Origin of the sequence: Yoonia sp., assembly GCF_036770585.1 — a bacterium.
GTDB lineage: Bacteria > Pseudomonadota > Alphaproteobacteria > Rhodobacterales > Rhodobacteraceae > Yoonia.
Window position 1 is genome coordinate 78,312 of the sequence record NZ_DAIPIW010000002.1, and the last position, 14,445, is coordinate 92,756.

A 14,445-nucleotide genomic window follows, 5' to 3' on the forward strand; every position below is an offset into this window, starting at 1 on the left:
AATGCTTGGCAGACAAGCTGGACCCCGGCCTTCTTAAGCGAAACCGAACCAAAGGGCAAAACGGCATGATCGTCCGGGACCAACCTTCCGCTCTGCAATTGTTTTTCGTCATGCAGGGTTCCATCGTGCCAAAAATTATTGGCAAGATTATTGGGATCGGGCTTTTGTCTGTCGCTGTCCTGCTGGTTGACCGGCATCTCGTCCCGCTTCCCCGGATCTCGATTGCGGCAATGGGTATCTTCGGCGTTGCCCTGTCCCTGTTTCTGGGGTTCAGAAACAATGCGGCGTATGATCGTTGGTGGGAGGCCCGCAAGTTGTGGGGGGACTGATCGCGGATGTCCGCAATCTTGCCAAACAATCGAGCATCTTCGTGACAGGGGATGCAGACCGTTCGCATATGCTTTGCCATGCAGTCGCTGTTGCTCATCTCCATCGGGGGTTCTTGCGAGATGTTGATGTCAGCGAAGACATCGTCGGTTGGGTTGGCAAAGACAAAACGAAGGCGATGCTTGCGCAACAGAACCCGACAGATGCGGCACTCAGGGCGATTGCTGATCAGATTGGCAAGCTTTCGGGACAGAATGCGATCAGTGGATTTGGACAACTGGCCATCTCGCAAACACTTTCATCTATCGCGCTTGCACAGGCAGGGTGCGAACGCATTGCCTCAACCCCGCTTCCGTTTGTCTACTCTTTGCTCATCAGGCGGACGACATATCTCTATTGCTTGTTGCTGCCTTTCGCGCTGATCGACACAACGGGCGGGTTTGCCCCCTTGTTCGCAGCGGTCGTTGCCTATGTTTTCTTTGGCCTGCAGTCGGTAACCAACGAGCTTGAGCATCCCTTTCGCAATGTCAGCAACGGATTGCCGCTCGACGCCATGTGCCGATTGATCGAGATTTCGGTGTGTGAAGCGCTTGGTCGCCCGGCGCCCAAGGCGATGGTTCCTGAAAACAATGTCCTGACGTGATCTTCCCGGGGTCTGTCAAGGACCGGCCACTCCGGTATCAAGCCCGAGACGACCAGGACGGGCAGGTCTTGTGCGCTATCGGATTGCCTTGAAACACTGTCTGGTCAGGTCTGAGGCCGGACAGGCAAAACTGGCCGAACAGAGCCGCTTGCCACGATCCCCAATCGCGCCTACCCGCCCCACTCTGCCGACTGCATCTCGCGCAACCTACTCGCCGTCCGCTCGAATTCGAACGTCCCCGTTCCTTCGACATAGAGCATCTCCGGTTCCGCTGCCGCGGACGCAATCAACTGCACCTTGGCCTCGTAAAGCGCATCCACCAGCGTCACGAACCGCTTGGCCTCGTTGAAGTTGTGGCGCGAGAGGCGCGGTATATCCTCCAGGATCAGCACCCGCACCGCTTCGGCCAGCGCAAGATAATCCGCAGGCCCCAGCGGCTTGCCGCAGAGATCAAAGAAATTCGCCCGCGCCACCCCGTTGTGAAAATCCGGCAGTTCCACCACACGGCCCTTGACGCGCATCACCAGCGGCGCGGATTTGCCGTTGCTCAGGTGATCCCAGATATCGGCAATCGCCGCCCTTGCGGTGGCATCGTTCGGCACGAAATAGCTTTGCGCCCCCGCTAGCCGGTCCTGCCGGTAGTCGGTCGGGCTGGCAAGTTCATGCACCACCATCCTTTCCTTGATCAGCGCGATGAAGGGCAGGAAAAGCTGGCGGTTCAGCCCATCCTTGTAGAGATCATCCGGCGGGCGGTTCGAGGTGGTGACAACGGTGACACCTGCCGCAAAGAGCGCCTCGAACAACCGCCCCACCAGCATCGCATCGGTGATATCGGTGATCTGCATCTCGTCAAAGGCGAGAAACCGGACCTCGCCCGCCAGTTTCGCGGCGACAGGGGCCAGCGCATCCTGCACGCCGGTCTTGCGGGCGGCGTCCAGTTCGGCGTGGACCCATTGCATGAAAGCGTGGAAATGACGGCGCTGCTTGGGCACCGCGACCAGTTCATACAACAGGTCCATCAGCATGGATTTCCCGCGACCGACCCCGCCCCACATGTAAAGGCCCTTGATCGGCGCGGCGGCCTTGCGGAACAGGCCCTTCTTCACCGGCACCAGCAGGCCCGTGCGGATATGCTCCAGCTTTGGCAGCACCGCGAGTTGCGCATCATCGGGACGCAAGTGGCCCGCGTCGACAGCGGACTGATAGGCTTGTTGAACGGTGGTCATGACAGGGAAATACCCCGCAGCAAGGGGGAATGGAAAGCCTAGTCGCGCAGCGCGGTCCGCAGGGCCTCGATCGCCTCTGCGCCGTGGGTGAAGGGCATCGCGTGGCTTGCCTGTTCCACCACCTCGTGCCGCGCCCAGCGGTTCCATTCGGCCAGCCTTCCAATGGCGGACAGGGGAATGACGGCATCCGCCTCGGCCCAGATCGCCACGACCGGAATGCCCTTCTTGCCAAGCTGCACATGTTCGGCCTTCTGGATTTCGGACAGCATCCCGCGCCTGCTGGACAGCACCGCCGGCAGGAAGCCGCGGCGGTTCAACTGACGCCGCTGGGCCCGAAAGACCTTGTCGATCTGCGGGGTCTGACCGCGGTCGTGGATGTCGCGACGAAACCGGCCATGGGCAACAAGCGCATGCCACCAATCCCCCAAGACCAGCACCCGCGTGCAGAACCGGCTGAACCGCGAGGTGTTCAGAACAATGCCGCCCGGCGCAAAGAGGATCACACGTTTGACCAGAAAGGGGTTCTCGGTGGCATAGGCGACGGCGATGGCACCCCCCATCGAGTAGCCTGCCAGCGTCAGCTCGTCCTGCAACAGGCCATGATAGGCCAGAAGGTCCGTCAACTGCCGCGAAAAGAAGGCCCTGTTCTGGCGGCCCGGTGGTGCATCGGACAGGCCCCGCCCATAGAGGTCGTACATCAGCACACGGTAGCCCAGCGCGCCCAGCCCCTCGGCCACGACCTCCATCCCTTCCATGGGGGTGGTCAGACCATGGATCACAACCGCCACGGGACCACGTGTGGACCCGACCCAGCGATAGTGGGTCACCCCTTGCGACAGGTTTGCGAATTGACCCTCGGCGCCGTGGCGTTCATCGACGCCAATGGGATTGCGGCGTCGCTCCATCGAAAATGGCCAGAGCGCGATGACACCGAGTATAAGAACGGCAAGCCACAAGAAATACCACATCACACAATGACCCGTTCAAAACAATTGCACGGCTCCTAGCCGGTTTGCTGCCAGGCATCCAGTATATAACGGCTTGTCATCAGATCGAGATGCGCACCGCCGCCATTCTTAAAGAGGGTAATTTCGTCCTTAGTATGGCGCTTGAAATCCGGCAGATCATAGAAATCCGCCACCACCGCGTCGACCGAGAACGCACCCGCGGCAATCGGGATCATCAGCTCTCCGATGTGATGGATCGTTGTTTCGCGGCTGTCCACGAACACACGCGCACGTTGCAGCGCCTGATCATCGGCCTCGCGCATGTCGGGACGATAGGCGCCGATCAGGTCGATGTGCTGCCCGGGCTGAAACCACGCGCCTTGCAGGATCGGCTCGGTGGTCATCGTGGCGCAGGTGACGATATCCGCAGCCCGCACAGCGGTCTCCAGATCATCGGCAATCGCCATGTCGGGGAAGGCCGCCTGCAGGGCCTCTGCCGCGGCGCGGGTCCGGTTCCAGACCGTGAACCGGGCGTCGGGAAAGGCGGCACCATAAGCCTCGCGCAGGGAGAGGCCGACCGTGCCCGCGCCGACGATCAGGATATTCCGGCTGTCGGGCCTCGCCAGACGGCGGGCGGCAAGCAGGCTGTCCCCTGCCGTCTTCCACTTGGTCACCAGATGGAAATCGAGGATCGCCTCCAAGGCACCGTCCTGCCCGGAAAAGAGGTTGACCGCCCCGCCGATGGCAGGCTTTCCCTGCGCCTTGTTGCCCGGAAAGATCGTCGCGCATTTGACGGCCAGCCCCAGCCCCGCGATCCACGCCGAGCGGTTCAGAAGTGTATTCTCGCCTTCGTAAAGCAGGACATCCGCGACCTCGGCCCTTGGCCCCTTGTGACCGTCAGCCAATGCATCGGTCAGGGCCAGCCAGTCCAGCGCCTTCTGACCTTCCTCGAACGGGATCATCACGGTCATTGCGCCTCTCCTTTTGTCAAAAGCCCTTCGGTCACCAAGCGGTCGGCCCAGCCTTGCGGTCCGTCGAACAGATGTGTCCGCCAGCCGCGCGCAGCGGCCGCGTGCAGATTGTCGATCCGGTCATCGGCGAAAAGCAAGCTCTCGGGCGGCAATCCGCAATCCGCTTCGACCATTTCGTAGATTGTCGGTTCGGGTTTGATCACACCCATGTGGCCCGAAACATAGCGGCGATCGAATTCCGTCAGGAAGGGATAGACGGGTTCTGCGATCTCGAACGTCTGGATGCCGAAGTTGGTCAGCGCAAAGACGGGCACACCCTTGGCCCGCAGTGCCCGCAGCAGGCGGACGGAATGCGGGATTTCGGGGGCTGCCATCTCGATCCAGCGGTCGTGCCAGATCATCACCTCGTCGTGCCAGTCAGGATAGCGCGCGGCGGTCTCGACGATCACATCGTAGAAGGTCTCGCCGCGATCCACGCGGTCGTTCATCCCGTGCAGGTCGATGGTGGCGAACATCGCGCGGCGGCGGTCCGCGCCGATCACGCTGTCGAAGAACCGCTCGGGCTGCCATTCGATCAGCACGTTTCCGATGTCGAAGACGACCGCCTTGATCTCTGTCATTGGACCTCCTTACCTGCGCAACGGGCGGCGCAACAGGGCGCGTTTCGCCCGCCCGTCGCGCCAGATCATGAAGAGACCGGCGCCAAGGATCAACGCCATGCCGACGTAATCCAGGGCGTCGGGGAATTCGGCGAAAATCGCGATGCCCCAGCCAACCGACATCGGCAGGGCCAGATACTCGAACGGGGCGACATGCGAGGCTTCGGTGACGCGGTAGGCCTGACTGATCAGCCAGCCTGCAACGGCGATCCCGATGCCGATCACCAGAAACACCGGATAATCCGCCGGATCGGGCCACGCCCATTCCCGAAGCAGGAAAGCCAGCGAGGGATCGGGGTTGTCCCCAAAGCGCCCGTCCCCGACGGCGACAAAGAAGACCAGCGACACGATGATGAACATGATCTGGATGTAGAAAGCCATCGTCGCGGCATTTTCGGTCCCGCCCATCTTGCGGGTCAGCACATGGATCGCCGCATAAAAGAACGCCGCCGCCAGCGGCAAGACCGAGGCCACCTGAAACGCCTGCGTGCCGGGGCGCATCATGACGACCACGCCGAGAAAGCCCACAAGAATAGCCGCCCAGCGGCGCGGGCCGACTGTCTCGCCCAGAAACAGGACCGAGGCGAGGGTGATGACAATCGGGCTGATGAACAAGATCGCGACCGCATCCGCCAAGGGCATCGCCGCCAGCCCCAGAAAGAACGTCATGTTGGCAAGAACCACGCAAAGCCCCCGCAGCATGTGTAAGGGCAGTTTCCTCGTCCGTGCGATATCCCAACCGGCGGTGAAGGGCGCGATAAGGCAGACGATGATGATGACCCCGATGACTGACCGGATCAGCACGACCTGATGCAGCGCGTATCCGCCGCTCAGGAACTTGATCGCCACATCGTTGATGGAAGAGAAGACGACCGCAATGGTCGCACAAAGCGCACCCAGCGCAGCAGGCGACATCTGCCTCACGCCTTCGCCGCCTGCCGCACGGCGCGTTCCAGACCATCCAGAAACCGCGCGCGGTCGGCCTTGGAAAACGGCTTGCCCCCGCCCTGCCGGAAGGGATCGGCGGCGCGCATATCCGCCATCAGGTCGCGGGTCGCAAGAACGTTGCCGATATTGGCCTGCGTCAGCGCCTCGCCGTTGTGTTTGATCACCAGCGCACCGTTTTCGATGCAGCGCGCGGCCAGCGGGATATCCCCCGTCACCACCACGTCGCCCGGGCCTGCGCGATCCGCGATCCACATATCGGCCACGTCAGGCCCGTCAGGCACCACCACCGTTTCGACAAGCGGATTGGGCGAGGGCCGCAGCCCGCCGTTCGAGACCACGAACATCCGCAGCTTGTGCCGCGTGCCGACACGTTCCACCTCGGCCTTCACCGGGCAGGCATCGGCATCGACATAGATCACCGGTAGAGAGCCTCGGCATGGAAGGCCACGTGATCTTCCATGAAGGTCGAGACGAAAAAGTAGGAATGGTCATAGCCCTTTTGCAGCCTGATCTGCCCTTCCTGCCGCGCCTCTGCCATCGCCTTTGCCAGATGCTCGGTCCCCAGAAGGTCCCCGAACTGATCATCCGTGCCGGTGTCGATCAGGATCGGCCCGTCAAAACCGACGCCTTGCATCAGCAGGGTCGCATCATGCGGGCCCCAGTTCGCCTCGTCCCCCCAATAGGCCGCGAACTGCTTGCGGCCCCAGTCGCTGCCCGTGGGATGACAGATCGGCGCAAAGGCACTGACCGAGCGGAATCGCCCCTTCAGCGCCATCCCCATCGTCAGCGCGCCATGGCCGCCCATCGAGTGGCCGGTGATCGCCTGCCGGTCCATATCCAGCGGAAAGTGTTCGGCCACCAGCGCGGGCAGCTCCTTTGCCACATAGGACCACATGTGAAAATGCGTCGACCACGGCGCCTCGGTGGCGTCGATGTAGAAACCAGCGCCATGGCCAAGGTCATAGGCGCTGTCGTCGGGCACATCCGCACCACGCGGCGAGGTGTCGGGGAAAATCAGCGCGATCCCCTGCTCGGCCGCCCATTGTTGCGCGCCCGCCTTGGTCATCGCGTTCTCATGGGTGCAGGTGAGACCCGACAGATACCACAGCACCGGCACCGGTCCGTCTGCGGCCTCGGCGGGCAGGAACAAGCCAAAGGTCATCTCGCAGCGGCAGACCTCGGATGGATGGGAATAGACCCCTTGCTTGCCCCCGAAGGCGCGGTTTTCGGATATGGTTTTCATCTGGCAGCCCTCCGCTTTTCCCAAGGGCTACCCCGGCGTCAGAAGCTTGTCACCCACGCAATGACCAGCGAGACCGTCACCACACTGAAAGCCGTCGAAATCAGGATCGAGGCCGAGACCCGCTGCGGCGCCACCCCGTAATGCTGTGCAAGGATATAGACATTGCCCGCGACCGGCAGGGCGGCCGCGGCGATCATCACGCCAGCGGCGTAAGGATCGATATCGAAAAGCAAAAGGGCCGCGATGGCGACGGCGGCGGGATGCAGCACCAGCTTGTTGAACGACAGCCAGCCCGCGACGGCCACTCGCTCGGCCGATTTCGTCGCCAGCGAGGCCCCGATGGCAAACAGCGCCCCCGGCGTGGCCGCAGCCCCCAGCAGCGTCAGAAAGTCGTTCACCGGACGCGGGATCGGCACGGCATAGGCCGAGACGAGCAATCCCAGCGTGATCGAGACGATCATCGGGTTCTTGGCCAGACCGACAGTGACGGTCCACAGAACGCGCGGTGACATGCGACCGTCGCGGGCGCCAGTGATCAGGATCACGATCAGGCTGCCGAAGACGATCAGATCGACCGCCAGCACCATCAGCACCGGCCCGACCGCCGCCTCGCCCAGAAGCAGGGCAAGCATCGGGATACCAAGAAACCCCACGTTGCCGATCACCGCGCATTGCGCCTCGACCGCCGCTTCGGTGACGGGCAGGCCACGCCGCAAGGCAACGATCGTGGCGAGGATATAGACCACGCCCGAAGCGCAGAGGTAGGCCAGCACGAAGGGCCAGTCGAGAATGTCTTCCAGCGACAGGTTCGCAGAAAACCGGAACAGCATCGCCGAAAGCGCGAAGTAGAAGACGAATTTCGTCAAATAGGCCGTCGCCTCGGGCGAAAAGAAGCCGGTGCGGCCCGACCCGTAGCCCAGCGCAATCAGCATGAAGAACGGCAGCGTTTGCAGAAAGATGTCCCACATGACCTAGTCGAACGTCCCCGAGGTCCGCGCCAGCAGCATGAAGGCGCGGGCGGTGCGGGTTTCGCCAAGGGCCAGCAGGTCGGTGTCGGTGGCATTCTCTTCGAAGGTCACCAGCATCTCGTCGAAGCGGCGCAGGAAGTGGTGCACCGCATCGCGAAAGATCGTATCCTCGCGCATCCGCGAGGCTGTCTTGCGCAGGTAGGCCTCGTCCCGGACGGCGCCCAACCGGTCGATGCTCCTGCCCCGCTCGCCCTTGGCAAAGCGGCGCCAGACATCGGCAGGCGCGGACGTCGGACGCATGTCGTCGGTATAGATCCCATCATGCGACAGCAGGGTCAGCACATCCTGACTGGCCTGCACCAGCTTGCGCGCGTCGCGGTTGCGCAAGGCGCGGCGCAGGGCGGCAAAGCCTTCGGTGTCGTTCTCGTCATCGGGGAAATGCAGCGCGCGGATCAGGTCCGGACGCGCCAGCGGCGGGGCGAGGTCCTCGGTCTGGGTGCCGAAGGCAAGGGCGGGCTGGTCAGCGGGCATCTGCGGCGCGGCGCGCGGCGTGATCAGGCGCGACACCTCGCGGCGCGAATGGAAACCGGGCGTCTGCGTGCTGGTCTGCGTGCTGGTCTGCGCGGGAAGGTCCGGTTCCGGCGGCGCGGTCTTGGCTTGCGGCGGCGCGGCAGGCGCGGGCGGCTCTTTCAGCAGGGCCGCCTGAGCAAGCTGCAACTGGCGCAGATCGTCAAGGGCGGTCTGCATCCGGAAGGTTTCCGCCTGCATGATCCGCGCGGCACGCGCCGCACCCACCGCGACCCAGACAAGCCCGACCGGCATGAACAGGGCCACCAAGACCAGCACCCACCGCAAGCTGTCGGTCTGGCCCGCGACGGCCTCGGCTGGTGGCAACTGCCAGAAATAAAGCGCCCCCACCAGCATCCAGACGATGCAGATGACAAAGGCGATCCACTCGCCCCGTGTCAGGCCGTCGGCGCGGGCAGAGCCCTGAGGGGTCGGGTGTTGCGCCATGAGAACACGCGCTTTCTACTTGTAACTGATCGAAAGGATCTCGTAGGTGCGGACACCGCCGGGCGTGCGCACTTCGACACTGTCGCCTTCTTCCTTGCCGATCAAGGCACGCGACAGCGGCGATTTCATGTTCAGCTTGCCCGCCTCGATGTCGGCCTCGTATTCGCCGACGATCTGATAGGTCTTTTCCTCGTCGGTATCCTCATCGACGACTGCGACCGTCGCGCCGAACTTGACAGGGCCGGACAGCTTGGTCGGATCGATCACATCGGCCAGCGAAATCACGCTTTCAAGTTCCTTCACCCGCCCCTCGATGAAGGACTGCTTTTCCTTGGCGGAATGGTATTCGGCGTTTTCGGACAGATCGCCGTGTTCACGCGCTTCGGAAATGGCGCGGATGATGGCCGGACGCTCCACCGACTTGAGGTGCTTGAGTTCGGCCTCCAGCTTGTCGAAGCCGGCGCGGGTCAAAGGTATCTTGTCCATCGTCGTGCCCTTTAGGGGATTTTCATATCAATCGGTCGATCTTACGCGAGGCAGAACGCCCAAAGTCAAGGCTTTCGCGCGCATGTTGTCGCGCTTGGCAGATTTGACGCCGTGTCCTGATTGTCCCCGTCTTTGCCATGAGGTAACGCTTGCGCTGACCGATTGAAAGGGCCAGTGGCCCGAAAAGCGAAGGGATTGCCCATGGCCGAGATTGAACGGGAAGCAATGGAATATGATGTCGTGATTGTCGGCGCGGGGCCTGCGGGTCTGTCGGCGGCGATCCGTCTCAAGCAACTCGATGCGGACCTGAACGTGGTCGTGCTGGAAAAGGGCTCGGAAGTGGGGGCGCATATCCTGTCGGGTGCGGTGCTCGATCCCGTCGGCCTGAACAAGCTGATCCCCGACTGGAAGGAAAAGGGCGCGCCGCTGAACGTGCCGGTGAAGGAAGACAACTTCTACATGCTGGGCGAGGCCGGCCAGCTGCGCATCCCCAACATCATGATGCCGCCGCTGATGAACAACCACGGCAACTACATCGTCTCGATGGGCAATGTCTGCCGCTGGATGGCCGAACAGGCCGAGGGTATGGGCGTCGAGATTTTCCCCGGCATGTCCTGTTCCGAACTGGTCTATGGCGACAACGGCGAGGTCAAAGGCGTCGTCGCCGGTGAATTCGGCAAGAACCCCGACGGCACCCCCGGCCCCTCCTACGAGCCCGGGATGGAACTGCACGGCAAATATGTCTTCCTCTCGGAAGGCGTGCGCGGGTCGCTGTCCAAGCAGGTGATCGCGAAATACAGCCTCGATTCCCGTTCCGACGTCCAGAAATACGGGCTGGGCATGAAAGAGATCTGGGAGATCGACCCCGCAAAGCACAAGGAAGGCACCGTCACCCACACCATGGGCTGGCCGCTGGAAGGCAACGCGGGCGGCGGATCGTTCATCTATCATCTGGACAACAATCAGGTCTACGTCGGCTTCGTCGTGCACCTGAACTACAAGAACCCGCACCTTTTCCCCTACATGGAATTCCAGCGCTTCAAGCATCACCCGATGGTGGCCGACCTGCTGAAGGGCGGCAAGCGGGTGGCTTACGGCGCGCGCGCGATTTCCGAAGGCGGCTTTCAGTCGCTGCCGCAGCTTGAATTCCCGGGCGGTGCGCTTTTGGGTTGTGCGGCAGGCATGGTCAACGTGCCGCGCATCAAGGGCAATCACAACGCGATGCTGTCGGGCATCGCCGCCGCAGAGGCTGCCGCCAAGGCGATCGGCGAAGGCCGCAGTGGCGATATGCTGGACGGCTACGATGACGCCGTGCGCAAGGGCGAGATCGGCCGCGACCTGTCGAAAGTGCGCAACGTCAAGCCGCTCTGGTCGAAATACGGGCTGCTGGCCTCGCTCGGGATCGGCGGCGCGGACATGTGGATGAACACATTCGGGATCGGGGTGCTGGGCACGCTGAGCCACGGCAAGACCGATGCGGCCGCCACCGAAGCCGCCAGCAAGCACAAGGAAATCCACTATCCCAAGCCCGATGGCGTGCTGTCTTTCGACCGCCTGACCAATGTCAGCTTCAGCTTCACCAACCACGAGGAAAGCCAGCCGGCCCACCTGCAATTGCGCGACCCCTCCGAGCCGGTGAACGAAAACCTGCCGAAATACGCAGGCCCCGCCGCGCGCTACTGTCCGGCAGGCGTCTATGAATTCGTCGGAACAGGTGATGACACGAAGTTCCAGATCAATTTCCAGAACTGCGTGCATTGCAAGACCTGCGACATCAAGGACCCAAACCAGAACATCAACTGGACAGTCCCGCAGGGCGGCGACGGGCCGAACTACCCCAACATGTAAACCACAAAAAAAGGGCCCCTGCAGGGGCCCTTTTGACGCCGATCCGGTCCGCTGGTGACGGCAAGACCTCAGGACGATAGCTCGTCATGGAAAAGGCGGACAAGCTCGTCGCGTGTCACAAGTGGGGATGGGTCGGACTCACTGTGGGGGACAACCTGAGGATCAGGCAGAATACCGACCAGATACAACAAACGCGTTACCATTGAACTCCTCCTCACTTGTGACACTGACGAAACCACGCGAAGGACAGGGAAAAAGTTTCAGCAGTCGCGCAAAATTATGTGGCTTATGGCGACAGGCGCGAAGGGGGCGCTACCCCCCGCCGTCAGCGCAAGACATACCCCTCGGGCCACGACAGCGTATAGTCGAGCGTGATCACCTCTTCCTGACCGGCAGGCAGGCGCAAGTCCCATTCCAGCACACCGCGCTGCCCCTCGGGATCGCGGCGGGTGGCGGCGGGTCGGGCGGTCACATCGACCTTCAGATCCTGCTGTTCGGAATAAGGCGCCACATCGCGCACCAGCAGATCCCAGTCCTGACCGGTGAGGTTTTCGACGGTGATCACGGCGGTCTCGGTCAGTTGGTTGGTCGTGGTGAAAACGCCCCGGTCACCTTCCATCCGGTTCGGCATCGTCCGCGTCAGGCGCAGACCATCCAGCGGGCCAAACCCCATTTCGGTATCCGCGCCTGCCGCCAGTATCGGCAGATGGCCGAAACCCAACATTGTGCCATCGGCATAGATCAGCGCCTGCCCGGGCAACAAAAGCTCGTCCGTGGTATTGGTGAATTCCGCCATGCGGTAGGCGATGCTGTCACGGCTGGGCACCGCCTCGGCCCAGACTTCGGCGGCAAAGCGCAACCGGTCGAGGGGCAGTTGCAGGTCCTCGACCCCGTCGCGGATATCGACGCGGGTGGGATAGACGTAAGTGACGGTCGCACCTGAAAAATCGGCCTCGGCCACAAGCGGGGCAGCGGCGAGTTCCATCGCAGTATCGGCCAGGACGCGGGCCTGCGGCATCAGCCCTTCGGCCAAGGGCATCGGGGCGGGGCGGGCGATCTCGTCTTCCGGCACGATCCGGCGCAGCGGCGCCCAGACGTCACTTGGCCCGGTCTGTTCACCCGGGCGCGCGGTCGAAAGCGTCAGGTGCACATTGGTCCAGTCCTGCCCGCTGGACTGGCTGATCACCACCGCGCGGTCGATATCCAGCACCGGCGCATCCCCTGTTGTCAGGCGCATTTCGTAAGTGGGACGCCAGTCGGCAAAGCCTTCCAGCGTCGTGATGTCGATGGTCACCTCGCCTGCGGTCTCGGCGGCCAGCGTGAATGTCAGCACCGCCCCGCTGGTGTCCGGCGCAGTCAGGGCCGCGAGGGCCTGCTTGGCTTCCGCCAAGGCTTCCAGATCGTCGCGGCGGGCGCGGTCTGCGGCCTGCGCCTCTTGCTCGGCGGCAAAGGCTGTCTGTTTGGCGGCCAGCACTTCCGCGCCAAGCATCTGTGACAGGGCCATCAGGTCCGCCACAGGTGGAAGCGTCGCGGCCTGCCCCTCGGCCAGTGACTGCAGGAAGGCGATCTGCGCCTCGGCGGCCTCGGCCCGCAGGCGGATTTCGGCGATGCGCGCGGCACTGTCGCGCAGCACGCCTTCGAGGCGTTCGATCTCGTCTCGCGCGGCCACGATCCGAGGGGCCGACAGGTCGGGCGTGACCGGCAGACGGTCATAGGCGAGGTTCACCGCCCCCAGTTGCGCACCTTCGGGCGCGGCAAGGCGCATCCCCTGGGCAGAGAGGCCCGCAGGAAGGTCGGGCACGATGATGTCATGGCGCCCCGCAGGCACCGCAAGCGTGACCTGGCGCGTCACAGCGGCAAGGCCGGGATAGATCGTCACCGCATCGACGCGGGGCTGGGCGGTGAAGGTGTCGGCAAAGGCGGGCGCGGCAAGGGCGATGGCGCTTGTCATCGTCAGAGTGCGGAACATCGGTGTGTCTCCAGAAAATGGGTTGGTCTGTGATTAAGACGCCCGTGATGCGGCAATCCTTGGCGGGGGCGGTGAAAATCCTTGGCAGACCAAAAAAGGCGCCCCCTGCGGAACGCCTTTTGAAGATCATGCGCGGGGGGGCATCAGCCCTTTTTCAGACACTCGCGGCCCAAGAGTTCGGCGATCTGCACCGCGTTCAGCGCAGCCCCCTTGCGCAGGTTGTCGGACACACACCACAGGTTCAGCCCGTTCTCGATGGTGCTGTCCTGACGGATGCGGCTGATGAAGGTCGCAAAGTCGCCCACACATTCGATCGGCGTGACGTAGCCGCCGTCCTCGCGCTTGTCGATGACCATGACGCCGGGGGCCTCGCGCAGGATGTCGCGGGCCTCGTCCTCGTCGAGGAAATCTGCAAACTCGATGTTGATCGCCTCGGAATGGCCCACGAAGACCGGCACACGCACGCAGGTCGCGGTTACCTTGATCGACGGGTCCACGATCTTTTTCGTCTCGGCGACCATCTTCCATTCTTCCTTGGTCGAGCCGTCTTCCATGAAGACGTCGATATGGGGAATGACGTTGAAGGCGATCTGCTTGGTGAACTTCTTGGCGGGTTTGTCGTCGGTGGGGTTGTAGATGCTTTTCGTCTGGTCCCACAGCTCGTCAATGCCTTCCTTGCCGGCACCGGACACGGACTGGTAAGTGCTGACGACGACGCGCTTGATCCGCGCGCGGTCGTGCAGGGGCTTCAGCGCCACCACCATCTGCGCGGTCGAGCAGTTGGGGTTCGCGATGATGTTCTTGTTCTTGTAGTCATGCACCGCGCCCGGGTTCACCTCGGGCACGATCAGCGGGATCGCGGGGTCGTAACGATAGAGCGACGAGTTGTCGATCACCACGCAGCCCGCCGCGGCGGCCTTGGGGGCATAGACCTTGGTGGCCTCGGACCCGACGGCGAACAGCGCCATGTCCCAGCCGGTGAAATCGAAGGTGTCGAGGTCCTTGGTGGTCAGGGTCTTCTCGCCAAAGCTGACTTCGGTGCCCAGCGACTTCCGGCTGGCGAGTGCAACGATCTCGTCCACGGGGAATTCCCGTTCGGCGAGGATATTCAGCATTTCGCGGCCCACGTTCCCCGTGGCACCGACGACGACGACTTTGTAGCCCATTGGCCGACTCCTTGGTTGCGGTCGCGCCCC

General features: G+C 62.9%; 13 protein-coding genes and 1 pseudogene. 2 read left to right on the forward strand and 12 right to left on the reverse strand.

All coding sequences use genetic code 11. From position 1 onward, the window contains the following. The first annotated feature begins 110 nt into the window (after positions 1-110). A pseudogene (locus tag V7N12_RS00870) lies at positions 111-970 on the forward strand (bestrophin family protein). 170 nt (positions 971-1,140) lie between these two features. Here the strand turns inward: V7N12_RS00870 and zapE are convergent. Genes zapE through greA form a run of 10 tightly spaced genes read right to left on the reverse strand, consistent with a single transcriptional unit; the run spans position 1,141 to position 9,432 of the window. Next, positions 1,141-2,196 carry a cell division protein ZapE gene (gene zapE, locus V7N12_RS00875; RefSeq protein WP_333711990.1) on the reverse strand — a complete coding sequence of 352 codons (1,056 nt, stop codon included), beginning with the start codon at positions 2,194-2,196 and terminating at the stop codon, positions 1,141-1,143. 38 nt (positions 2,197-2,234) lie between these two features. Beyond that, entirely contained in the window at positions 2,235-3,164 is a 930-nt protein-coding gene (locus tag V7N12_RS00880) for an alpha/beta fold hydrolase (RefSeq protein ID WP_333711992.1), read from the reverse strand. A gap of 35 nt (positions 3,165-3,199) precedes the next feature. Next, positions 3,200-4,114 carry an ornithine cyclodeaminase family protein gene (locus V7N12_RS00885; protein ID WP_333711993.1) on the reverse strand — a complete coding sequence of 305 codons (915 nt, stop codon included), beginning with the start codon at positions 4,112-4,114 and terminating at the stop codon, positions 3,200-3,202. After that, complete coding sequence (locus tag V7N12_RS00890) at positions 4,111-4,734, reverse strand: HAD family hydrolase (RefSeq protein ID WP_333711995.1); 624 nt, start codon at positions 4,732-4,734, stop codon at positions 4,111-4,113. The genes V7N12_RS00885 and V7N12_RS00890 overlap by 4 nt, the downstream gene beginning before the upstream one ends. 9 nt (positions 4,735-4,743) lie before the next feature. Beyond that, positions 4,744-5,688: a DMT family transporter gene (locus V7N12_RS00895; RefSeq protein ID WP_333711997.1), complete on the reverse strand. Its 945-nt coding sequence runs from the start codon at positions 5,686-5,688 to the stop codon at positions 4,744-4,746. A 5-nt stretch (positions 5,689-5,693) separates the two neighbouring features. Next, positions 5,694-6,140, reverse strand: a complete 447-nt coding sequence (locus V7N12_RS00900) for a YaiI/YqxD family protein (protein ID WP_333711999.1) — start codon at positions 6,138-6,140, stop codon at positions 5,694-5,696. Next, a complete protein-coding gene (gene fghA, locus V7N12_RS00905; RefSeq protein WP_333712000.1) occupies positions 6,137-6,964 on the reverse strand; it encodes an S-formylglutathione hydrolase in 828 nt (275 codons plus the stop codon). The genes V7N12_RS00900 and fghA overlap by 4 nt, the downstream gene beginning before the upstream one ends. 38 nt (positions 6,965-7,002) lie before the next feature. After that, on the reverse strand, positions 7,003-7,932 hold the full coding sequence (locus V7N12_RS00910) for an AEC family transporter (protein ID WP_333712001.1): 930 nt from the start codon (positions 7,930-7,932) through the stop codon (positions 7,003-7,005). Positions 7,933-7,935: 3 nt separating this feature from the next. After that, a complete protein-coding gene (locus V7N12_RS00915; protein WP_333712002.1) occupies positions 7,936-8,946 on the reverse strand; it encodes a hypothetical protein in 1,011 nt (336 codons plus the stop codon). Between the two features lie 15 nt (positions 8,947-8,961). After that, entirely contained in the window at positions 8,962-9,432 is a 471-nt protein-coding gene (gene greA, locus V7N12_RS00920) for a transcription elongation factor GreA (protein WP_333712003.1), read from the reverse strand. Between the two features lie 201 nt (positions 9,433-9,633). On the opposite strand from greA, the gene V7N12_RS00925 reads away from it, so the two are divergent. Continuing rightward, on the forward strand, positions 9,634-11,280 hold the full coding sequence (locus tag V7N12_RS00925; protein ID WP_333712004.1) for an electron transfer flavoprotein-ubiquinone oxidoreductase: 1,647 nt from the start codon (positions 9,634-9,636) through the stop codon (positions 11,278-11,280). A 325-nt stretch (positions 11,281-11,605) separates the two neighbouring features. On the opposite strand, the gene V7N12_RS00930 is transcribed toward V7N12_RS00925, so the two are convergent. Together V7N12_RS00930 and V7N12_RS00935 are read right to left on the reverse strand one after the other, a co-directional pair. After that, positions 11,606-13,249, reverse strand: a complete 1,644-nt coding sequence (locus V7N12_RS00930; protein WP_333712005.1) for a DUF4139 domain-containing protein — start codon at positions 13,247-13,249, stop codon at positions 11,606-11,608. 143 nt (positions 13,250-13,392) lie between these two features. Next, entirely contained in the window at positions 13,393-14,415 is a 1,023-nt protein-coding gene (locus tag V7N12_RS00935) for an aspartate-semialdehyde dehydrogenase (protein WP_333712006.1), read from the reverse strand. Positions 14,416-14,445: the final 30 nt, after the last annotated feature.